Raw genomic sequence first — 20,013 nt, forward strand, 5'->3', positions numbered from 1 at the left:
CGACCGCTCCGACCAAGACCCTGCGGCAGCAGAGCCTCCACAAAACTGAACTGACCGCTCGGCTTCGTCGTCATCGCAAGATCCCTGGTTCAAAAACAGGGAATCACATCCACACAATTTTGCAACAGGCCCACGAGGGGGGAGATTGGCCAATCTCCTACCTCTGCGCCAGCCGGCTGCTCTCCACGGCAATACCCAGCAGCGCCTGCCGCGCCAACGCCACCGATAGATCCGGCCGCCGCCTGGTCTGCAGCACCGCCGTCTGCAGCCGCATCAGCGCGCGGCTGAGCGCGTCGACGTTCCAACGTTCCAGCGCCTTCTCGACCAGCTTGCGTCTGGAGAAAAACACCGGCGGGCGGGCGGCGGCGACGACCGAGGCGGCGTTGCGGTTGCCGGACTCCATCTGGCCGCGCATGGTCTGGATCTGCTGCAACTGCCGCATTGCCGAGGACAGCACCAGGAAGGGCTGGCCGCCAGACTGGCAATGGCGGGTGAAGGCGGTGTCGAAGTCGCCGATCTTGCCTTCGAGGAGCGCGTCGACCGCGTCGTCGAAAGAGGCGCCGGAGACGTCGCCCGACATCGCCTTGACCTCCTCCAGCCCGATCTCGTTCTGGCCATGGGCGTAGAGCACGAGCTTTTCGATCTCGCCGCGCGAGGCCAACCGGTCGCCGCCGAGATTACGGCGCAGCGCCTGCCTCGCCTCCATGGTCATCGACATGCCGGCCTTGCCCAGTTCGGCATCAATGACGCCGTCGATGTCGCGCGCCTCATCGGCATAGCACGGCAGCGCCATGGCATTGTCCGCCGCCTCGACGATGGCGCGCAGGCCGACACCCTTCTTGAGATCGCCGGCCTCGATGAGAATGATGGCATCGCGCGCGGGCTCCGCCGTCAGCGCCTTGACGTCGTCGGCCAATGCCTTCTGGCCGCTGGCATTGCGCACCCATAGCAGCCGCCGGTCGGAAAACATCGGCACGGTGCGCGCTTCGTCGAGCAGCCGGCCCTCATCGCGGTCGACCTCCGAACCCTCGAGCCTGACCACCGAGAAGGGATCGTCGAGAGCCAGGCCGGTCTTGCCGGCAAAGGCCTTCGCCCGCTCGGAGACGAGGCCGCGATCGGGGCCGTAAAGCAGGACGATGGAAATGCGCGCATCAGGCCGCGCCAACCACCCATCGACCTCATATGCTTTCTTCTGTGCCATGGCGGGTTGGTTAGCATGATGCGGGGGCGGGGTGAATGGAGGTTGGTGATTGGGGCAAAGGATGATGCGCGTGATTTTCTCGCAGCGTGGAAGATTGGCAAAAGCGGCGGAGCGAGTAATCTCCCCCCTTGAGGGGAGATGTCGCCGAAGGCGACAGAGGGGGTCGTTGCGCGTGGAGCGCTAACCTTCGTCTGCCGCAAGGAGGTCGCATCCAGTCGAACCGACCCCCTCTGGCCTGCCGGCCATCTCCCCCTCAAGGAGGGAGATTACGCTTCGCCGCCTTCGCCAATCACCTTATCTTCCGGCAAACCCAGCCCAACCTTCTCCCTAATTGCGCGCCATCCCCCAACATCGACAAGAAATTTCGTCGACATATCTTCATCTTGGTGCTGGGGAGGCTGGATCGGCCGGCGCGGCCGGGACCGACGTCCGCAGGCTACCCCGACGAATTCGCACTGGCCTGGCGGCGCAGATATGCAAATATCGGCACCAGGCAACATTGGAGGACAAAGGTCATGGCCGATGCTGGGATGTTGCGTTTCCACGTTCCGGAACCGGAAGTGCGGCCGGGCGGGACGCCTGACTTTTCCAATGTGCCGATCCCCAAGGCCGGCTCGGTGGCGCGCCCCGAGATCGACGTCGATCCGCGGGCCATCCGCGATCATGCCTTCTCGATCATCCGCGTGCTGAACCGCACTGGCGAGGCCGTCGGTCCCTGGGCCGGCCTGCTTTCCAGCGACGAGCTGCTGGCCGGGCTGCGCCACATGATGACGCTGCGGGCCTTCGACGCGCGCATGCAGATGGCGCAGCGGCAGGGCAAGACCTCGTTCTACATGCAGCATCTGGGCGAAGAGGCGGTGGCTTGCGCCTTCCGCAAGGCGCTGGCGCCGGGCGATATGAATTTTCCGACCTATCGCCAGGCAGGGCTGCTCATCGCCGACGGCTATCCGATGGTCACGATGATGAACCAGATCTATTCCAACGAGGCCGACCCGCTGAAAGGCCGGCAATTGCCGGTCATGTATTCGTCGAAGGAGCACGGCTTCTTCTCGATCTCCGGCAATCTGGCGACGCAGTACATCCAGGCGGTCGGCTGGGCGATGGCCTCGGCGATATCGAACGATTCGCGCATCGCAGCCGCGTGGATCGGCGACGGCTCGACGGCCGAATCCGATTTCCACTCGGCGCTGGTGTTCGCCTCCACCTACAAGGCGCCCGTCGTGCTCAACGTCGTCAACAACCAGTGGGCGATCTCGACCTTTCAAGGCATCGCACGCGGCGGCTCGGGCACGTTCGCGGCGAGAGGCCTTGGCTTCGGCATCCCGTCGCTGCGCGTCGACGGTAATGATTATCTCGCGGTGCATGCCGTTGCCAAATGGGCGGCGGAGCGGGCGCGCAGCAATCTCGGGCCGACGCTGGTCGAATATGTCACCTACCGCGCCGGCGCGCATTCGAGCTCGGACGACCCCTCGGCCTATCGGCCAAAGACCGAATCCGACGCCTGGCCGCTCGGCGACCCTATCGTGCGGCTGAAGAACCATCTCATCGCGCTCGGCGTCTGGTCGGACGAGCGGCACGCGCAGGCCGAGGCGGAAATCCTCGACACGGTCATCGCGGCGCAGAAGGAAGCGGAAAGCCACGGCACGCTGCATGCCGGCGGCAAGCCGTCGACACGCGACATGTTCGAAGGGCTCTATGCCGAGATGCCGCCGCATCTCAGACGCCAGCGCCAGCAGGCGGGGGTTTGAGCCATGCCGAGACGGACCATGATCGAGGCCATTCGCGATGCCATGGACGTGTCGATGGGGCGCGACGACAAAGTCGTCGTGTTCGGCGAAGATGTCGGCTTCTTCGGCGGCGTATTCCGCTGCACGCAAGGCCTGCAGGCCAAATACGGCAAGAGCCGCTGCTTCGATGCGCCGATCAACGAATCCGGCATTGTCGGCTCGGCCATCGGCATGGCCGCCTATGGCTTGAAGCCGTGCGTGGAGATTCAGTTTGCCGACTACATGTATCCGGCCTACGACCAGCTGACGCAGGAAGCGGCACGGCTGCGTTACCGCTCCAACGGCGATTTCACCTGTCCGATCGTGGTGCGCATGCCGACCGGCGGCGGCATTTTTGGCGGCCAGACCCACAGCCAGAGCCCGGAAGCGCTGTTCACCCATGTGTCGGGACTGAAGACCGTGGTGCCGTCCAACCCACATGACGCCAAAGGGCTACTCATCGCGGCGATCGAAGACCCCGATCCGGTGATTTTTTTGGAGCCGAAGCGGCTCTACAACGGCCCTTTCGACGGCCATCACGACCGGCCGGTGACGCCGTGGTCGAAACATGAGCTCGGAGAGGTCGCCGACGGCCACTACACCGTGCCGCTCGGCAAGGCGGCGATCCGCCGGGCAGGCTCGGCCCTCACCGTGCTCGCCTACGGCACCATGGTCTATGTCGCGCAGGCCGCGGTCGAGGAAACCGGCATCGATGCCGAGATCATCGATCTCAGGACCCTTTTGCCGCTCGATCTCGACACGATCGTCGCCTCGGTCAAGAAGACTGGGCGCTGCGTCATCGTGCACGAGGCGACGCTGACGTCGGGCTTCGGCGCCGAACTGTCGGCCCTGGTGCAGGAAAACTGCTTCTATCACCTCGAAGCGCCGGTCGCTCGCGTTGCCGGCTGGGACACGCCCTATCCGCATGCGCAGGAATGGGACTATTTCCCCGGTCCCGCCCGGGTAGGCCGTGCTTTGCTTGAAACCATGGGGGCCTGAGATGGGCGAACACATCATCAAGCTGCCCGATGTCGGCGAGGGTGTCGCCGAAGCCGAGCTCGTCGAATGGCACGTCAAGATCGGCGACATGGTGCGCGAGGACACCGTGCTTGCCGCCGTCATGACCGACAAGGCGACGGTCGAAATCCCGTCGCCTGTCGACGGCGAAATCCTGTGGCTGGGCGCCGAGATCGGCGACACGGTGGCGATCGGCTCGCCCATCGTGCGGCTGAAGGTGGCGGGCGAGGGCAATGTTGCGGGTGGTGCGACGCCGGCAAAAGTCACGGCTGAGAGTACCCCCACCCCTAGCCCCTCACAAGGGGGAGGGGGACGCGCCACGGCCTCCAAGGGCGGAGCAAAATCTACTTCGCCATCATCAGAGTCCTCCGCAAAAAGCGTGCGAGCAGCGCAGACAGAATCCCCCTCCCCCTTGTGGGGAGGGGCTAGGGGCGGGGGTACTGCGCCGACGTCCGGAGTTGTCGCGCCCGCCGGCGCACCCCGTCCCGAGGGCGAAAGATCGTTGGCCTCTCCGGCCGTCCGTCTGCGGGCAAAAGAGGCGGGCATCGATCTCCGGCAGGTTGCGGGGAGCGGCCCTGCCGGGCGCATCGGCCATGAGGATATCGAGGCGTTCCTGGCGCGCGGCCCGCAGGTCGCCAGGACATCCGGTCTCGCCCGCAACGATACGATACAGGACATCAAGGTGGTCGGGCTGCGGCGCAAGATCGCCGAGAAGATGACGCTGTCCAAATCGCGCATCCCGCACATCACCTATGTCGAGGAGATCGACGTCACCGCGCTGGAGGAATTGCGCGCCGCACTCAACAAGGAGAAGCGCCCGGGCGTGGAGCGGCCGAAGCTGACGCTGCTACCGTTCCTGATGCGGGCGATGGTCAAGGCGATAGCGGACCAGCCCAACCTCAATTCGCTGTTCGACGACGAGGCCGGCATCATCCACCAGCATGGCGGCATCCATATCGGCATTGCCGCGCAGACGCCGTCGGGGCTGGTGGTGCCGGTGGTCAGGCATGCCGAGGCGCGCGACATCTGGGAATGCGGCACTGAGGTCATCAGGTTGGCCGAGGCTGCCAAGTCCGGCACCGCGACACGCGACGAGCTGTCCGGCTCGACCATCACCATCACCTCGCTCGGCGCCATGGGCGGCGTGGCGACGACGCCGGTGATCAACCATCCGGAAGTGGCGATCATCGGCGTCAACAAGATGATGGTGCGGCCGGTGTGGGACGGCACCCAGTTCATGCCGCGCAAGATGATGAACCTGTCGTCGAGCTTCGACCATCGCGTCATCGACGGCTGGGACGCGGCGGTGTTCATCCAGCGGATAAAGACGCTGCTGGAAACACCGGCGCTGATTTTCGTGGATTGAGGGGATGAGAACCGTCGCAAAGGCCCCCTCACCCGGATTGCCAGCCGAATTGCAAAGGCAATTCGGGGCGCTCCGACCTCTCCCCGAGGGGAGAGGAGGTCGTCAGCGCAGGCGCCAGTCTCTTCTCCCCAGCGGGGCGAAGGTGGCCGCGAAGCGGTCGGATGAGGGGGCCTTCGTCACCATAGAGAGCGTGCCGTCATGAAAGAAATCTCCTGCAAGCTGCTCGTCATCGGCGCCGGTCCTGGCGGTTACATCTGCGCCATCCGCGCGGGACAGCTCGGCGTCGATACGGTAATCGTCGAGGCCGGCAAACCGGGCGGCACCTGCCTCAATGTCGGCTGCATCCCATCCAAGGCGCTGATCCATGCGGCGGAAGAGTTCGAGAGGGTCTCGCACATGGAAGGCGGCAAGAGCCCGCTTGGCATTTCGCTCACCGCACCGACGCTCGACCTGGCTAAGACGATCGCCTGGAAGGACGGCATCGTGAGCCGGCTCAACAGCGGCGTCGCCGGCCTGCTCAAGAAGGCAGGCGTGAAGACCGTGCATGGCTGGGCGAGCTTTCGCGACGGCAAGACTGTGGAGGTCGAGACCGAGACGGGAAGCCAAGTCATCCGCGCCGAGGCGATCGTCATCGCCACCGGCTCGACGCCGGTCGAACTGCCGTTCCTGCCCTTTGGCGGTCCGGTGATTTCCTCCACGGAGGCGTTGGCGCTCAGCGATGTGCCGAAAAAACTCGCGGTCGTCGGTGGCGGCTATATCGGCCTGGAACTCGGCATGGCCTTCGCCAAAATGGGCGCCAAAGTGACCGTGGTCGAGGCGTTGCCGCGCGTGCTGGCGCAATATGATGCGGAACTCACCCGGCCGGTGGTCAAGCGGCTCAACGCACTCGGCATCGAGGTGATGCTGGGTGCAAAGGCCAAGGGGCTGTCGACCAAAGGCGACGCGCTGCTGATCGAGACATCCGACGGCAAGAGCGCCAAGGTCGCCGCCGAAAAAATCCTGGTGACGGTCGGCCGCAAGCCGGTGACCGAAGGCTGGGGGCTCGAGCAGATCGACCTTGATATGGCTGGAAAATTCATCCGCATCGACGAGCAGTGCCGCACCTCGATGCGCGGCATCTTTGCCATCGGTGACGTCACCGGTGAGCCGATGCTGGCGCACCGGGCGATGGCCCAGGGCGAGATGGTCGCCGAGATCATCGCCGGTCACAAGCGCAACTGGGACAAGCGCGCCATTCCCGCCGTTTGCTTCACCGATCCGGAACTCGTCACCGCTGGTCTTTCGCCGGAAGAGGCCAGGGCTCTGGGCGGCGAGATCAAGATCGGCATGTTCCCGTTCGCCGCCAATGGCCGGGCGATGACGAAGCTGGGCGAAGACGGCTTCGTCCGCGTGGTGGCGCGGGCCGACAACCATCTGGTGCTTGGCATCCAGGCGGTCGGGCAAGGTGTGTCGGAACTGGCGGCGTCATTCGGGCTGGCGCTGGAGATGGGCGCGCGGCTGGAGGACATTGCCGGCACGATCCATGCGCATCCGACGCAGGGCGAAGGGTTCCAGGAAGCGGCGCTCAAGGCGCTGGGGCACGCGCTGCATATTTGAGGATGCTTACCCTCCCCCTTGTGGGGAGGGTCGATCCGCGAAGCGGAGCGGGGTGGGGGTCCTCGCCGACCGTCAGCGCTCACCCCACCCCGTCTCGCAGTCTACGCTTCGCTACGCATGCGAGCCGACCCTCCCCACAAGGGGGAGGGTGAAGAACTTCAGCTCGCCAGCCGGCTCACCATCTCGTGCTGGGCATAGGCGCGGCCGAAGCGGTTGGCTAGGAATGCGTCGAGCGCGATGTCTTCCTGCTTGACGAAGCCGGTCGCCGGCAGGCTGCCGTCGGCCAGCATGTCGAGCACGGCGCAGATGCCGGATGCGGTGGTGATCTGGATGGCGCTGCGCACCGTGTCGCCGACACGCTTCGAGTAGATCTTGTTGGCGTAGGTCTCCTGCAGCAGGCGGCCGTTCTTGCGGCCCGAGACGGTGACGAAGACGATGACCACGTCCTGCAGCGTTGCCGGCAGGGCGCTCTCGAAAATGTCTTTCAGCACGTCACGGCGGTGGCGCAGGCCAAGGTCGTTGAGCAGCGCCTTCATGATCGCGGCGTGGCCGGGATAGCGGATGGTGCGGTAGTTCAGCGTGCGCACTCTGCCCTTCAGCGTCTCGGCCAGCGTGCCGAGCCCACCGGAGGTGTTGAAGGCCTCGTAGGTGACGCCGTCGAGCGAGAACTCCTCGCGCTCCTCCAGCGGCGGCACTTCGACCAGTTCGCCCTCGACGATCGCCTCGCAGGGCTCGCAATATTCGTTGATGACGCCGTCGGTGCTCCAGGTCAGATTGTAGTTCAGCGCGTTGGACGGGTATTGCGGCAAAGCGCCGACGCGCATGCGCACGCTCTCCAGCGTGTCGAAGCGGCTGGCGAGATCGTTGGCGACGATCGAGATGAAGCCCGGCGCCAGACCGCATTGCGGAATGAAGGCGTTTCTGCCGGAGCGCGCCAATTCCTTGACGCGGCGGGTCGAGACGACATCCTCGGTGAGGTCGAGATAGTGCACGCCGGCACTGGCCGCTGCCTCGGCGATGCACGTGGTCAGATGGAAGGGAGCGGCGCTGAGCACCGCGAATTTGCCGGCGAGGGCGGCTTCCAGCGTGCCGGATGCCTCGATGTCGAGCTCCAGCGTCGCGACCGTGGCCGGCAGTTCGGCGGAAGCGAGCTGTGCTGCCGAGCGGTCGACAAGCGTGACCTGATAATCCCCCGTGGCGGCGAGCATCTCGGCAATGGTCGAGCCGATCTTTCCGGCGCCGACAACGACAATTTTCTTCATGACCGATCCCTCACTGATTGTAAGCCCAGATTCGCAGCTTGCCCGTCGAATGGAAGCGTGGTTTTGTTCGAAACGAAACCATCTATTGGCTAGTCTGCCGAGAAGAATCGTCGAAATGCTCAGTGACGCCGAACAAGCCCTGCTTTCCCTGCTGCGCGAGAATGCGCGCGCCTCGACCGCCGAGCTGGCGCGGCGGCTTGGCGTCTCGCGGACCACGGTACAGAGCCGGATCGAACGGCTGGAGCAGCGCGGCATCATATCAGGCTATGGCGTGCGGCTGGCGCCGGACTACGAGCAGGGGCTGGTGCGGGCACATGTGCTGCTCACCGTGACGCCCAAGCTCGCCGACAAGGTGGTGCGCGCCCTGCGCGGCCTGGCGACGGTCAGGACGCTGCATTCGGTCAGCGGCAATTTCGATATGATCGTCATCGTCGACGCGCCGTCGATCCGCGACCTCGACATGCTGCTCGACCAGATCGGCGCCATGGACGGAGTCGAGCGGACTTTGTCGTCGATCATCCTGTCGACGCGGATAGATAGGTGAAGCTGCTGATCTCCCCCCTTGCGGGGGAGATGGCCGGCAGGCCAGAGGGGGGTGCTCAGGCGCTAGCCCGGCCATCTGCGCCGTGTGACAGATCGACAGGTCGGCGGGACAGCACCCCCCTCTGCCTTGCCAGGCATCTCCCCCGCAAGGGGGGAGATTGGCCGTCACTTCGGCTTTCGCCAATTTCCTTACCTCAGGCATTGGACGAATGGTTCATTTCGCCTACCAATCCAGCGCCGGCGGAAAGCTCACCGCCACCTCAAGGCCAGGCCGACAATCCTCAAGCGTAATCGACGCGCCATGCAGGTCGGCGATGGCCCTGACAAGGCTGAGACCCAGCCCGCTGCCGGATGTCGACCGGCTATGGTCCAGCCGATAAAGCCGCTGAAACACTTTTTCATGTTCGTCGGTGGGAATGCCGGGACCGTTGTCGGCGACACCGGCAACGACGCGTTCGCCCTGGCGCGTCGCCGACAGCTTTATCGTCGTGCCCGATGGACAATGGCGCAGCGCGTTCTCGACCAGATTGGCGAACATCTGCGTCAACAGCTCGCGATCGCCATGGATCCGGTCCGTCGTTTCCTGTGGTTGCGCCAACGACAGCGACTTTCCGTCGTCCTCGGCAACATCGGCATAGATCTCGGCGATGGTTTGCAGCACCTCGCCCAGATCGACATCGGTGAACCGCGCCCGGCGCGCGCCGGCTTCGATCTGCGCGATGCGCAGCAGCGCATCGAAGGTCTCGTTGATCTGCAGGCTCTCGGCATGCGCCTCCGCCAGTTCAGCCGCGATTTTCTGGCCCGACAGGTTCTTTTCCGATGCGGTGTCGAGGATCATCTGCAACCGGTTGAGCGGCGTCTTCAGGTCGTGGGCGATGTTGGCGCTGACCTGTTTCATGCCTTCGACCAGTGCCGACAGGCGATCGAGCGCGGCATTGACCTGGCTGGAGACGATGTCGATGTCGTCGCCCTTGCCGGTCAGCGGAATGCGGGTGTCCAGCCGTCCGTGCGAGACATCCACCATGGTGGCGGCGATGCCGTCGAGACGGCGCTGGACCCGCGAGGCCAGCAGGGCGCCGCCGGCGACCGCCAGCCCGGTGATGATCAGGGTTCCCCAGCCAAAGCTCATCAGCACGATCCTCTCCAGCTCCTCCGTCTCGGAAAGGCTGAAGGCGACGGTCAGGGTGTTGCCGCCGACCGGACCGGAATAGGCGCGGTACTCGGCGCCGGGCGGCACGCCGGGCATTTCGGTGTCGAACATCGAGAAGCCGTCGGGGAGCCCTGCCGCGGTGAAGTTGCCGGCCAGGCGATTGCCCGTCGCGTCGGTCAGCGAAAACAGCTGCTCCTTCTTGAGGCTGCGCAGGGAGTGGCTGCCGACGGTCTCAACCAGCTCCTTGAGATCGTTCTCGGCATAGGTCGCGGCGACCACCGCGTAGGTCTCCTTGATGGTGTCGTCGAGCCGCTCGGCAAGATCGGCGCTCATCATCTGGTAGACGATGGCGCCCGACAGGACGAAGGCCAGCACGAACAGGAAGGCGAAGGTCAGGGCCAGCCGGAACGGCGTGCTGCGCAGCAGGCGGGACCATGTTCCGGTCATGACGGCGCGTGCAGGCTGTAGCCGGTGTTGCGGACGGTGTGGATGAGCTGGGTTTCGAAGGGCTTGTCGACCTTGGCCCGCAGCCGGCTGATATGGGTCTCGACGACGCTGGTCCTGGGATCGAAATGAAAATCCCAGACGCGCTCCAGAAGCATGGTGCGGGTGATGACACGGCCTTCGCCGCGCATCAGCACTTCCAGCAGGCTGAATTCCCGCGGCTGCAGGTCGATCGTCTGGCCCCGCCTGATGACGCGTCGCATGATCAGGTCCATCTCGAGGTCGGCAACCCGTAGAACGGTTTTCTGCTCCTGCGCCGCCGGCCGCCGGCCGAGCGCGTTGATGCGGGCGAGAAGCTCGGAAAAGGCGAAGGGCTTGACCAGATAGTCGTCGCCGCCGGCCTCGAGCCCCTCGACGCGGTCGTCGATGCCGCCGACCGAGGTGAGAAAGATCGCCGGCGTCCGCACGCCGGCGGCGCGGACCGCCTTGATCATCGACAGGCCGTCGAGGCCGGGGATCATCCGATCGGCGATGATCACGTCGTAATTGCCCCGGGTCGCCGCGAACAGCGCGTCATGTCCGTTGCGCAGCAGGTCGCAGACATGGCCGGCCTCGGTCAGTCCCCTGACGATATAGTCGGCCGTCCTGTGGTCGTCCTCGACGAGAAGCAGTCGCATGAAAGGTCCGGTCCGTTGCCGAGATGGAGAGGCTATCACCGGCACGGGCTTGTTCCTAGGATGTCACGAAGGCGCAGGTATGGTGGCGCTTTCGTCATACATTCGCGATTGGCGGAAGCTTTCCTGGCTTCGTCCTTGGGATGCCGTGACATCTCCGAGCCGCGTAGCGATGCGGAACCCGACGTCCGCGGGACAGCACCCCCCTCTGCCCTTCCGGGCATCTCCCCCGCAAGCAAGGGGGGAGATCGGCAGCTTCGATCCCCCACCCCTCTTGCAACTCTTGCAACATTCGAGATTGGCGAAAGCGGAGGTACAGTCAATCTCCCCCCTTGCGGGGGAGATGGCCGGCAGGCCAGAGGGGGGTGTGAAGGATCGCTACTGAAGAAAACTTCCATTCTGCTCTGCACTTGGTCAGCGCACGCACACGCTGAGGTCAATCCGATTCCAGGAGGATCTCATCGGCCTCGTCGCCCTTCAGGGTCATGTGCAGGACGAGGGCGATGATGCAGCCAAGGAAGAGCAGGCTGGTGAAGATGGTGCCGAAGCCCAGGCCGCCATGCCTGGCCGACCGCGACAGCAGGTCACCGAATGAGGCGCCGAGCGGCCGCGTCAGGATATAGGCGAGCCAGAAGGCCAGGATGCCGTCGAGACTGAGCAGCCAGTAGGCGAGCGCTATCAGCGCGATGACGCCGCCGAACAGCAGCCCCGTCGTGAGGTAGCCCATGTCGAAGCTTTCGGCGACGAGATCGCCGGCGGCGGTGCCGAGCGCGAAGGTCAGCAGGATCGCCAGCCAGTAGAAGATCTCGCGCCTGGTGGTGAAGATGGTGTGGATCGACAGCGTCCTTTCGCTGGCGTACCAGACCGCGAATGTCGCAGCGAGCGCGACCGAGAAGGCGATGGTTGCCGTCTGCAGGCGCACGCCGAAACTGTCGACGAGGCTGTCCGTCACCAGCGTGCCGACGATGCTGATCAGCACCACCGCCGGCCAATAAGCCCACGGCATATAGCGTTTCCGCGTAAACTGCAGGACGAGGGCCGTGGTCAGGATGCCGGTCATGATCAGCGAGGTGGCGGTCAGCCCAAGCCCGAGTGTGTCGGCAAGATAATCCGCCGCGGTCTCGCCCGTGGTGACCGCCATCAGCTTGACCAGCCAGAAGTCGAGGGTGACGTCGGGAACCCTGCTGTGGCTCGGTGCGGCGGGTTGTTGCCTGTTGGGCGCGAGCATGGCTGAAGTCCAGAGGTCGACGGTTGCGGCGGGGCGGTGGCGATCCACCCCGCGCATCGTAAGCAAACGAGTTCACACCGGCCTGTCCGGCGGCATACAAATTCGTAAGAATGGCGCGCAAAAGGCATTGGGAATGCCTGGCGGTGCGTTTGATGGAATGCGGCGCCTTGCATCCGCCATTGCTGCTCAACGGCGCGCTGATGGCGGGCGCGATGCCGGGCCGCACGTTCGGCCCGACCCACCCTGCGCTCTAGTGATCGGTGGTTCTAGCTGCCGAGCGGATGCGGCATGTAGCCGACGAAGCCGGCGATCTTCCAGCTGCCGCCGACCTTGCTGCAGAAATACAGCGTCTGCCATTTCAAGCGATCGACGCTGCCGTCCGCCTTGGCAACCGAGCCGTCGAATTTCTTGTGCAGCACGGCGCGGTCGCCGTCGACATCGATGTCGCGCATGTTGGTGACGCGAAACAGCGCCTCGCGCAGCGGCTCGGCGAATTTGGTCGCCGCCGTCTCCCTGGCCTGGCGCAGCCATTCGTCGCGGTAGATGTCCAGCCTTGGAAACTGCAGCCGCCAGGCGTCGGCGTTATGCAGGAAATGAGCATGCATGCCGAAGAAGCTCTCGCCGACGAAATCATCCTCGACCATGGCCCAGTCCTGGCCGATGAAGGCGTCGATGTCGCGCCGCACCAGCATTTCCCAGAGCGCGTGGCGATCGGTATCGCCTGATGGAAACGGGTTCTTGTCGTAAGTCATTGCTGGGTGTCTCCGCTCTGGCAAATGCGTCTGTGCGTTACGGCTCCCAAGTCGCCCGCCAGCGCGTACGATGCAAGCGCTCTTGTAATAAAGCAACGCGGATTTCGAAGAATGTTGCTTTCCAACAAGCCCGCTATGAGGATCGCCCCGATCGGCGTAAGTGTCGATCGAAGCGGGCGCTGCCATGGCACCCCGTCCTGTCATCAGAGGAGGCTTGTCCCTTGCCGAAACAGTGTTTTGGAACATCGCATGTGCCGTTGTCGCCAGCCGTGCGGGCCGGTGATCTCGTCTATGTCTCGGGGCAAGTGCCTGTCGGCAGCGATGGCATCGTGGTCAAGGGCGGCATAACGGAGCAGACCGAGCAGGTGCTCGCCAACATCAAGGCCGCACTGGCGCTGGCCGGCTGCACAATGGACGATGTGGTGAAGACCACGGTCTGGCTGGAGGATGCGCGCGATTTCGGCGCCTTCAACGCGGTCTATGCCCGGCACTTCCCCAAAGACCCGCCGGCCCGCACCACGGTCGAATCGCGGCTGATGATCGACATCAAGATCGAGGTCGAGGCGGTCGCCTACCGGCCTCTGTAGGCAAGGCAACCAAGCGGAGGTGACCCCAAATGCAATTCGACCTCCTGCTGAAGGGTGGACGGCTGATCGATCCGGCGTCCGGGATCGATGCGCCGCGCGATGTCGCCATCGCCAATGGCCGCGTTGCCGCTGTCGATGCCGATATCCCGGTGACCAGCGCCGCGCAGATCGTCGATGCCGGCGGCTGCATCGTCACGCCGGGCCTGGTCGACCTGCACAGCCACGTCTATTGGGGCGGCACGTCGCTTGGCGTCGATGCCGACCGGCTGGCCGCCAAGAGCGGCACCACCACCTTCATCGATGCGGGCAGTGCGGGAGCCGGCAATTTCCTCGGCTTCCGCCGCCATGTCATGGAGCGGTCGAAGGTCCGCATCCTGGCCTATGTCAACATTTCCTTTGCCGGCATTTTCGGCTTCTCGCAGACGGTGTCGGTCGGCGAGTGCAGCGACCTCAGGCTGTGCGAACCGCGCGAGGTGGTCGCGGCGGTGCGTGAACACCGCGATGTCGTGGTCGGCGTAAAAGTCCGCTCCGGCAAGCATGCCGGCGGCACCAGCGGCATCGCCCCGGTGGATCTGGCGCTGGAGGCCGCCGACCAGGCTGGCCTGCCGCTGATGGCGCATATCGACGAGCCGCCGCCCGGCCGCTCGGAAGTGCTGCCGCGCCTGCGCAAGGGTGACATCCTCACCCACTGCTTCCGGCCGTTTCCCAATGCGCCGGTGTTCGCCTCCGGCGCGGTGCGGCCCGACATGCGGCTGGCGCGCGAGCGCGGCGTCATCTTCGACATCGGCCACGGCATGGGCTCGTTCGATTTCGCCGTCGCCCGCGCCATGCTTGAGGAAGGGCTGGCCCCGGACGTGATCTCGAGCGACGTGCATCTCTACTGCGTCGATGGGCCGGCCTTCGACATCCTGGTCTGCATGTCGAAGCTGCTGGCGCTCGGCATGCCGCTGGTCGAGGTCCTGCGCGCCGCCACGCAAGCGCCGGCGAGGGCGATCGCGCGGCCTGATCTCGGCACGCTGGCGGTGGGCACCGTCGGCGATGTCGCCGTGCTCCGGCAGCGCCCGGGCCGCTTCACCTTTGTCGATGCGGTCGGCGCGTCATTGGTCGCCGACCAGAGGCTGGTGTCGGAAGGCATCGTTATCGGCGGCACCTGGTGGCCGAACGAGGCGGCTGATCACAACGAGACCGAGCGTTTCGTGGCGCAGGCGTCGCATACGCATGTCGAGGTGGCGGCGAGGCACTTTGGGCACCGGCATGAGTGAAAGTTCTGCGCGACTTCGTCATCCACGGGCGGAGCGGAAGCGAAGCGGACGCGCAGACCCGAGGATCCATGCCGTGACCATTGCCGAAGAATGCGACGGATCAGGATGGTTGTTCGATAGGCCCTTCATCGCCGTTGGTGCATTGAAAGCCGATTCTGGTCCGCTTTCGCGTGCACGAATGGCGCGGCATGGATCCTAGGGTCTGCGCCGCGTCGCTTCGCTCCTTGCTTCGCCCTAGGATGACGAATCCATAGGACGCTCGTTGCTTGAATTGCTCGGTGCCCCGTAAACCGGCGTCTCAATCCCTTCCCTCCGCGCCTTGATCTGCAGCGCGACATATTTCGAATAGAAACGCGACAGCGCCAGATTGCCGCCGTGGAACCACAGTGCTTCCTGCGCGGTCGGCTTCCACATGTTGCGCAGCTCGCCTTGCCACGGTCCGGGGTCGCCCTTGACGCCCGAGCCGAGACCCCAGCACGGGCCGACCTTGTCGGCGACTTCGCGCGAGACGATCGCGGCGACATTCTCGTTCATCGACTGATAGCCGGTGCAGGCGATGATGGCGTCGGCGGCGAGTTCGCTGCCGTCCTCGAACAGGATGCCGCTCGGGGTCAGCGATTTGATGGCGACGCCGCTGCGGATGCCGATCTTGCCGTCGATGATCAGGTCGGAAGCGCCGACATCGATATAGTAGCCGGAGCCGGTGCGGTAGGCCTTCATCAGAAGGCCGGTCTCGTCGTCGCCGAAATCGAGGGCGAAGCCGGCGGCGCGCAAGCGGTCATAAAAGGCCGCGTCGCGCGCCTTGATCACCTCGTAAAGCGCCCGCTGGCCCTTGGGCACCAGCGCGAACGGTGTCGAGGCGACGATCATGTCGGCTTTCTCGGTGGTGATGCCGCGCGCCAGTGCGTCTTCCGAGAAGATCTCGAAGCCGACCTCCATCAGCGTGCTCGATTTGACCACCGTCGTCGGTGAACGCTGGATCATGGTGACCTCGGCGCCGCTTTCCCAGAGGTCGACGCAGACATCGTGGCCGGAGCTTGCCGCGCCGATGACAGCGACACGTCTGCCCCGGAATTTCTCGCCGCTGGCATACTGGCTGGAGTGCAGCAATTCGCCCTTGAACCGGTCGGCGCCCGGAAGATCGATCCGCCGTGGCGGGCCGTAGGCGCCGGTGGCGAAGACGATGTGCTTGGGCTTCAGCGTGATCTGCCGGCCGACGCGGTCGACCACCACGGTCCAGACTTTTTCGACCTCATCATAGGACGCGCTGAGGCATTTGGTGGCGACCCAGTAATTGAGCTCCATGACGTGCGTGTACATTTCCAGCCAGTCGCCCATCTTGTCCTTGGGCGTGAACACCGGCCAGTTTTCGGGGAAGGGGATGTAGGGCAGATGATCGTACCAGACCGGGTCGTGCAGCACGAGCGTGCGGTAGCGGTTGCGCCAGGAATCGCCGGGCCGCGCATTTTTCTCGATGACGATGGTCGGCACGCCGAGCTGGCGCAGCCGCGCCCCCAGCATGATGCCGCCCTGGCCGCCGCCGATGACCAGGCAGTAGGGCTGTTCCTCGTTGCCGAGCTCGCGCGTCTCGCGCGCCCGCGCCTCCGACCAGGTTTCACGCTGGGGATCGGCCTTGTGGCGCACGCCGAGTGGCCGGTCTGCGCCCTTGCGCTCCTCGAATCCCCTGAGGTCCGTCATCGCGGTGAACAATGTCCGGCAGCGGCCGTCGCGCAGCCGCATGATGCCTTCGCCTGACGCCACCGCGGTTTCGAAGCTGAACCAAGCCTCGATGGTGCCCTCCTCCGAAGTTGCCTCGCCGATCAGCTGCCATGCCCTGGGCTTGGTCGTCGCCAGCGCAGCTTTCAGCATATCGGCGATCGCCTCGCGGCCTTCCATGGTGGTGATGTTCCAGGTGAAGGTCAGGAGATCGCGCCAGTAGCAATCATCGACAAACAGGTTGGTCGCGGCCGCCGCGTCTCCCGCTTCGAGTACCTTGGCAAAGGACCCGAGCCATGCGGCTGCCTGTTTCGATGGGGCTATCTCGAGCATGTCTTTCCCTCTTCCTGCAACACGCCGCACACGGCGTAAAAATCTCAATTGTCGAATGCGGCGCCGCCCCTCATCCGCCTGCCGGCACCTTCTCCCCGTGAACGGGGAGAAGGGAGCTAGTCTCCGAGCGGCTCCATCTCCTTGCCGGTGCGGTGGATCTGGGCGTTGTATTTGATGCGGCGCACCGTCTCGCGGGCCGAACCGTCGAGCTTGTAGGCCGAGGCCACCGCCAGAAGGTCGATCGCCGCCAGGAAGGCGAAGCGCGAGGCCGTCGGCTTCAGCGTGTCGGGGTATTCGGGCACCGCCACCGTCAGCCTGACGTCGCAGGCGCGGGCGAGTTCGGTGTCGGGCGCGGTCACGGCGATCGCGTTGGCGCGGTAATGCTTGGCGAGCTCGACGGCCTCGATCACCTCGCGGGTGCGTCCCGTCGCCGAAATGGCGATCACCAGATCGCCCGGCTTGAGCGTCGAGGCGGTCATGCGCATCAGATAGGGGTCGCACTGGGAGCTGACTGTGATGCCGTAGCGGAACAGCCGGTATTGGGTTTCCTGCGCCAGCGCCGAGGAGCTGCCGCCGAGGCCGAAGACCGTAACCTGGCGCGCCTTGGCGATCAGCTCGGCGGCTTTCTGCAGCTGCGCCGGGTCGAGCTGCCGCTCGGCCTCCTGCAGCGCCCGGCGCGCCTCGCCGAACACGGCGTTCCAGAACGGCATGCCATTGTCATTGCTGACGGAGGGCGACTTGGCCAGATAAAGCGCGCCGACGACGAGGCTCTGCGCCAGCTTCAGCTTGAAGTCACGCACACCCTCGCAGCCGATGGCGCGGCAGAACCGGGTCACCGTCGGTTCGCTGACCCCGGCGCGCTGGGCAAGGGCGGCGTTGGACGCGTCGACGGCATATTTGACGTCGTCGAGCACGACGTCGGCGACACGCCGTTCGGCAGGGCGCAATTCGCTGTAGGAATCCTTGACCAGCGAAATGATGTCGGGAATGCGCCGGACAGGATCGCGCCCCTCGGTATCGGGGTCTGGAACAGGCTCGTCCTGGCTGCCAGCTTCGGTCATGGGGTCCTGGTCTTTCCCTGGGTTGCGAGGCTGCCGTCTTAGCATGTTTGCACGCCCTGGCTCCACGTGCCCGACCGCATCGCAACCGCAGCGTGTCGTTGGGTAAAGCTCACCTTCCTCCTCCCCTCTCCGGTCCGTGTCAGTCCAGAAGTATGTAGGAAAGCAACATGCATTTCAAGGGCGTGAAAATGCCATTAAAACAACCAGATAGGTATATCCCCCGGTTTTCGTGATACAGTTATCATCGCCGGTGCTTGACAGGAAAGTAGGATAGTTACAGACTGATTTTCGCAGGGATGATCCAATGGATCATCGCGCAATCTTCCCGGGGGGCAGATGAACACGGGCGATGCAAAAAAGCCGAAACTTGGCGTGCAGGCAGCGACCAAGATCTATCACACGGCCTCCGGCGACCTGCTGGCGCTGGACCGTTGCAGCCTCGATGTCAGCGCCAATGAAATCGTCTCGATCGTCGGTCCTTCCGGTTGCGGCAAGACCACGCTCTTGTGGTCGATGTCGGGCCTGCACAGCCTGACCAGCGGCGAGATCCGGCTCGACGGCAAGGCCATCACCGGTCCGCATCCCGATATCGGCATCGTTTTCCAGGAAGCGAACCTTCTGCCGTGGCGCAATCTCGACGCCAACATCCGCTTCCCCTTCGAGATCAAGGGCGAGAAGCCGGACCGGGCGTGGATCGCGCATCTGCTCAACCGCGTCGGGCTCGACGGTTTCGGCGGCAAGTTTCCGCGCGAGCTGTCGGGCGGCATGCAGCAGCGGGCGGCGATCGTGCGGGCGCTGGCGCTTAAACCCTCGGTGCTGCTGATGGACGAGCCGTTCGGCGCGCTCGACAGTTTCACCCGCGAGGAGATGAACCGTCTGGTCGAGGAGATCTGGCTCGACACCAAGACAACCATCGTCTTCATCACCCACTCGATCGAGGAAGCGATCTTCCTCTCCGACCGGGTCGTGGTGCTGAGCGCCCGGCCTGGCCGCGTCGCCAAGGAGTATCGCGTGCCGTTTCCCCGGCCACGCTCGCTGGAGATCATGGCGACGAAGGAGGTCTTCGACCTCACCAACCGTATCAAGATGGACATTGTCGGCGAACGCACGCGGCCAAAAGCCCCGGAGCGCCCGAGCGCGGAGATCGTGAGGATCAGGCCGTGAGCGACACGATCCCGGAATTCTCGAAAACCAAGTCCGGCGACGGCCACGAGGTCAGCCTGACCAATCTGTCGGCCTTCGCCAGCGGCCCCGGCATCAAGTCGGGCAAGGAGGTGGCGGCCATTCTTGCCGTGGCGGTGATCATCATCGGCGGCATCGAACTGGCGCTGCGGCTGTTTCATGTGCCGCTCTACATCATGCCGCCGCCAAGCTCGATCGCCTATGCGCTGTTCGACGAGTTTCCGCTGATCGCGCCGCATCTCGGCTACACGCTGGTCGAGCTGTTGTCCGGTTTTGCGATCGGCGCCGTCATAGGCCTTGTTCTAGCCGCCGTCATCACCCAGTTTCCGTTCGCCGAGAAAATCGTCGCGCCCTACATTTTGCTTTTGGTCACGACGCCGATGCTGGCGCTGGTGCCGCTGCTGATCCTGCGCTTCGGCTTCGGCTACACGCCGCGCATCATCGCGGTGGCGCTGGCCGCCGGGCCGATGGTGATGATCAATGCCGCGACCGGCTTTCGCCGCGTCGACAGCGCCAAGATCGCGCTGGCGCGCTCCTATGGCGCCAGCACCTTGCAGATCTTCTGGAAGATCCGCGCGCCGATGGCGCTGCCGATGATCCTGGTCGGGCTGATGATTGGCGCCATCTTCGGCCTGCTGACAGCGGTCGGCGCCGAAATGGTCGGCGGCGGTTTCGGCCTCGGCAACCGGCTGACGACCTATTCGTCGATGATCCAGATGCCGCAGTTCTTCGCCGTGGTGCTGATCCTGTCGACGCTCGGCATCCTGATCTACGTGCTGTTCTTCCTGATCGGCAAGAAATGGGCGAGCTGGGAGGCTTGAACACAAGGATATGAACGCCCGGGAGGCGGGCGGCAAGAGACCGACATCAAAC

General features: G+C 64.7%; 18 protein-coding genes. 10 read left to right on the forward strand and 8 right to left on the reverse strand.

What is annotated here, in order from left to right:
- Positions 1-157 precede the first annotated feature (157 nt).
- Positions 158-1,201 (reverse strand): DNA polymerase III subunit delta, encoded by a 1,044-nt coding sequence (gene holA, locus NKI69_RS29740; RefSeq protein WP_352723086.1) that lies wholly within the window; start codon positions 1,199-1,201, stop codon positions 158-160.
- Positions 1,202-1,716: 515 nt separating this feature from the next.
- On the opposite strand from holA, the gene NKI69_RS29745 reads away from it, so the two are divergent.
- From NKI69_RS29745 to lpdA, 4 genes are all read left to right on the forward strand, one after another.
- Entirely contained in the window at positions 1,717-2,949 is a 1,233-nt protein-coding gene (locus NKI69_RS29745; RefSeq protein WP_352723087.1) for a 3-methyl-2-oxobutanoate dehydrogenase (2-methylpropanoyl-transferring) subunit alpha, read from the forward strand.
- A gap of 3 nt (positions 2,950-2,952) precedes the next feature.
- A complete protein-coding gene (locus tag NKI69_RS29750; RefSeq protein ID WP_027162844.1) occupies positions 2,953-3,966 on the forward strand; it encodes an alpha-ketoacid dehydrogenase subunit beta in 1,014 nt (337 codons plus the stop codon).
- A gap of 1 nt (position 3,967) precedes the next feature.
- Positions 3,968-5,350 carry a dihydrolipoamide acetyltransferase family protein gene (locus NKI69_RS29755; RefSeq protein WP_352723088.1) on the forward strand — a complete coding sequence of 461 codons (1,383 nt, stop codon included), beginning with the start codon at positions 3,968-3,970 and terminating at the stop codon, positions 5,348-5,350.
- A gap of 198 nt (positions 5,351-5,548) precedes the next feature.
- Positions 5,549-6,946 carry a dihydrolipoyl dehydrogenase gene (gene lpdA, locus NKI69_RS29760; RefSeq protein WP_352723090.1) on the forward strand — a complete coding sequence of 466 codons (1,398 nt, stop codon included), beginning with the start codon at positions 5,549-5,551 and terminating at the stop codon, positions 6,944-6,946.
- 158 nt (positions 6,947-7,104) lie between these two features.
- Here lpdA and NKI69_RS29765 read toward each other — a convergent pair whose 3' ends face one another.
- The gene (locus tag NKI69_RS29765) at positions 7,105-8,208 is read right to left on the reverse strand and encodes a saccharopine dehydrogenase family protein (RefSeq protein WP_352723091.1); all 1,104 of its coding nucleotides are present in this window, start codon (positions 8,206-8,208) and stop codon (positions 7,105-7,107) included.
- 115 nt (positions 8,209-8,323) lie between these two features.
- Between NKI69_RS29765 and NKI69_RS29770 the strand changes: the two genes are divergently transcribed.
- Entirely contained in the window at positions 8,324-8,752 is a 429-nt protein-coding gene (locus tag NKI69_RS29770) for an Lrp/AsnC family transcriptional regulator (RefSeq protein ID WP_023813397.1), read from the forward strand.
- Positions 8,753-8,974: 222 nt separating this feature from the next.
- Here NKI69_RS29770 and NKI69_RS29775 read toward each other — a convergent pair whose 3' ends face one another.
- The 3 genes from NKI69_RS29775 to NKI69_RS29785 all read right to left on the reverse strand — a co-directional run bounded on the left by NKI69_RS29775 (position 8,975) and on the right by NKI69_RS29785 (position 12,247).
- Complete coding sequence (locus tag NKI69_RS29775) at positions 8,975-10,348, reverse strand: HAMP domain-containing sensor histidine kinase (protein WP_023813395.1); 1,374 nt, start codon at positions 10,346-10,348, stop codon at positions 8,975-8,977.
- A complete protein-coding gene (locus tag NKI69_RS29780; RefSeq protein WP_352442366.1) occupies positions 10,345-11,022 on the reverse strand; it encodes a winged helix-turn-helix domain-containing protein in 678 nt (225 codons plus the stop codon). The genes NKI69_RS29775 and NKI69_RS29780 overlap by 4 nt, the downstream gene beginning before the upstream one ends.
- Positions 11,023-11,455: 433 nt before the next feature.
- A complete protein-coding gene (locus tag NKI69_RS29785; RefSeq protein ID WP_352723092.1) occupies positions 11,456-12,247 on the reverse strand; it encodes a COG4705 family protein in 792 nt (263 codons plus the stop codon).
- A gap of 110 nt (positions 12,248-12,357) precedes the next feature.
- Here NKI69_RS29785 and NKI69_RS29790 point away from each other — a divergent pair, with 110 nt between their 5' ends.
- Positions 12,358-12,501: a hypothetical protein gene (locus NKI69_RS29790; protein ID WP_352442368.1), complete on the forward strand. Its 144-nt coding sequence runs from the start codon at positions 12,358-12,360 to the stop codon at positions 12,499-12,501.
- Between the two features lie 12 nt (positions 12,502-12,513).
- On the opposite strand, the gene NKI69_RS29795 is transcribed toward NKI69_RS29790, so the two are convergent.
- On the reverse strand, positions 12,514-12,999 hold the full coding sequence (locus tag NKI69_RS29795; RefSeq protein WP_352723094.1) for a hypothetical protein: 486 nt from the start codon (positions 12,997-12,999) through the stop codon (positions 12,514-12,516).
- Between the two features lie 221 nt (positions 13,000-13,220).
- Here NKI69_RS29795 and NKI69_RS29800 point away from each other — a divergent pair, with 221 nt between their 5' ends.
- Positions 13,221-13,586, forward strand: a complete 366-nt coding sequence (locus tag NKI69_RS29800) for a RidA family protein (protein WP_128305956.1) — start codon at positions 13,221-13,223, stop codon at positions 13,584-13,586.
- Between the two features lie 29 nt (positions 13,587-13,615).
- On the forward strand, positions 13,616-14,848 hold the full coding sequence (locus tag NKI69_RS29805; protein WP_352442370.1) for an amidohydrolase/deacetylase family metallohydrolase: 1,233 nt from the start codon (positions 13,616-13,618) through the stop codon (positions 14,846-14,848).
- Between the two features lie 234 nt (positions 14,849-15,082).
- Here the strand turns inward: NKI69_RS29805 and NKI69_RS29810 are convergent, their stop codons facing one another.
- On the reverse strand, positions 15,083-16,897 hold the full coding sequence (locus NKI69_RS29810; RefSeq protein ID WP_352723095.1) for an NAD(P)-binding domain-containing protein: 1,815 nt from the start codon (positions 16,895-16,897) through the stop codon (positions 15,083-15,085).
- Positions 16,898-17,013: 116 nt separating this feature from the next.
- Positions 17,014-17,958 (reverse strand): MurR/RpiR family transcriptional regulator, encoded by a 945-nt coding sequence (locus NKI69_RS29815; protein ID WP_128305959.1) that lies wholly within the window; start codon positions 17,956-17,958, stop codon positions 17,014-17,016.
- A gap of 336 nt (positions 17,959-18,294) precedes the next feature.
- Between NKI69_RS29815 and NKI69_RS29820 the strand changes: the two genes are divergently transcribed.
- Positions 18,295-19,122 (forward strand): ABC transporter ATP-binding protein, encoded by an 828-nt coding sequence (locus NKI69_RS29820; protein ID WP_023813386.1) that lies wholly within the window; start codon positions 18,295-18,297, stop codon positions 19,120-19,122.
- Positions 19,119-19,961 (forward strand): ABC transporter permease, encoded by an 843-nt coding sequence (locus tag NKI69_RS29825; protein ID WP_352723096.1) that lies wholly within the window; start codon positions 19,119-19,121, stop codon positions 19,959-19,961. The genes NKI69_RS29820 and NKI69_RS29825 overlap by 4 nt, the downstream gene beginning before the upstream one ends.
- Positions 19,962-20,013 lie beyond the last annotated feature (52 nt).

This window comes from Mesorhizobium sp. M0491 (genome assembly GCF_040321265.1).
Taxonomy (GTDB): Bacteria; Pseudomonadota; Alphaproteobacteria; order Rhizobiales; family Rhizobiaceae; genus Mesorhizobium.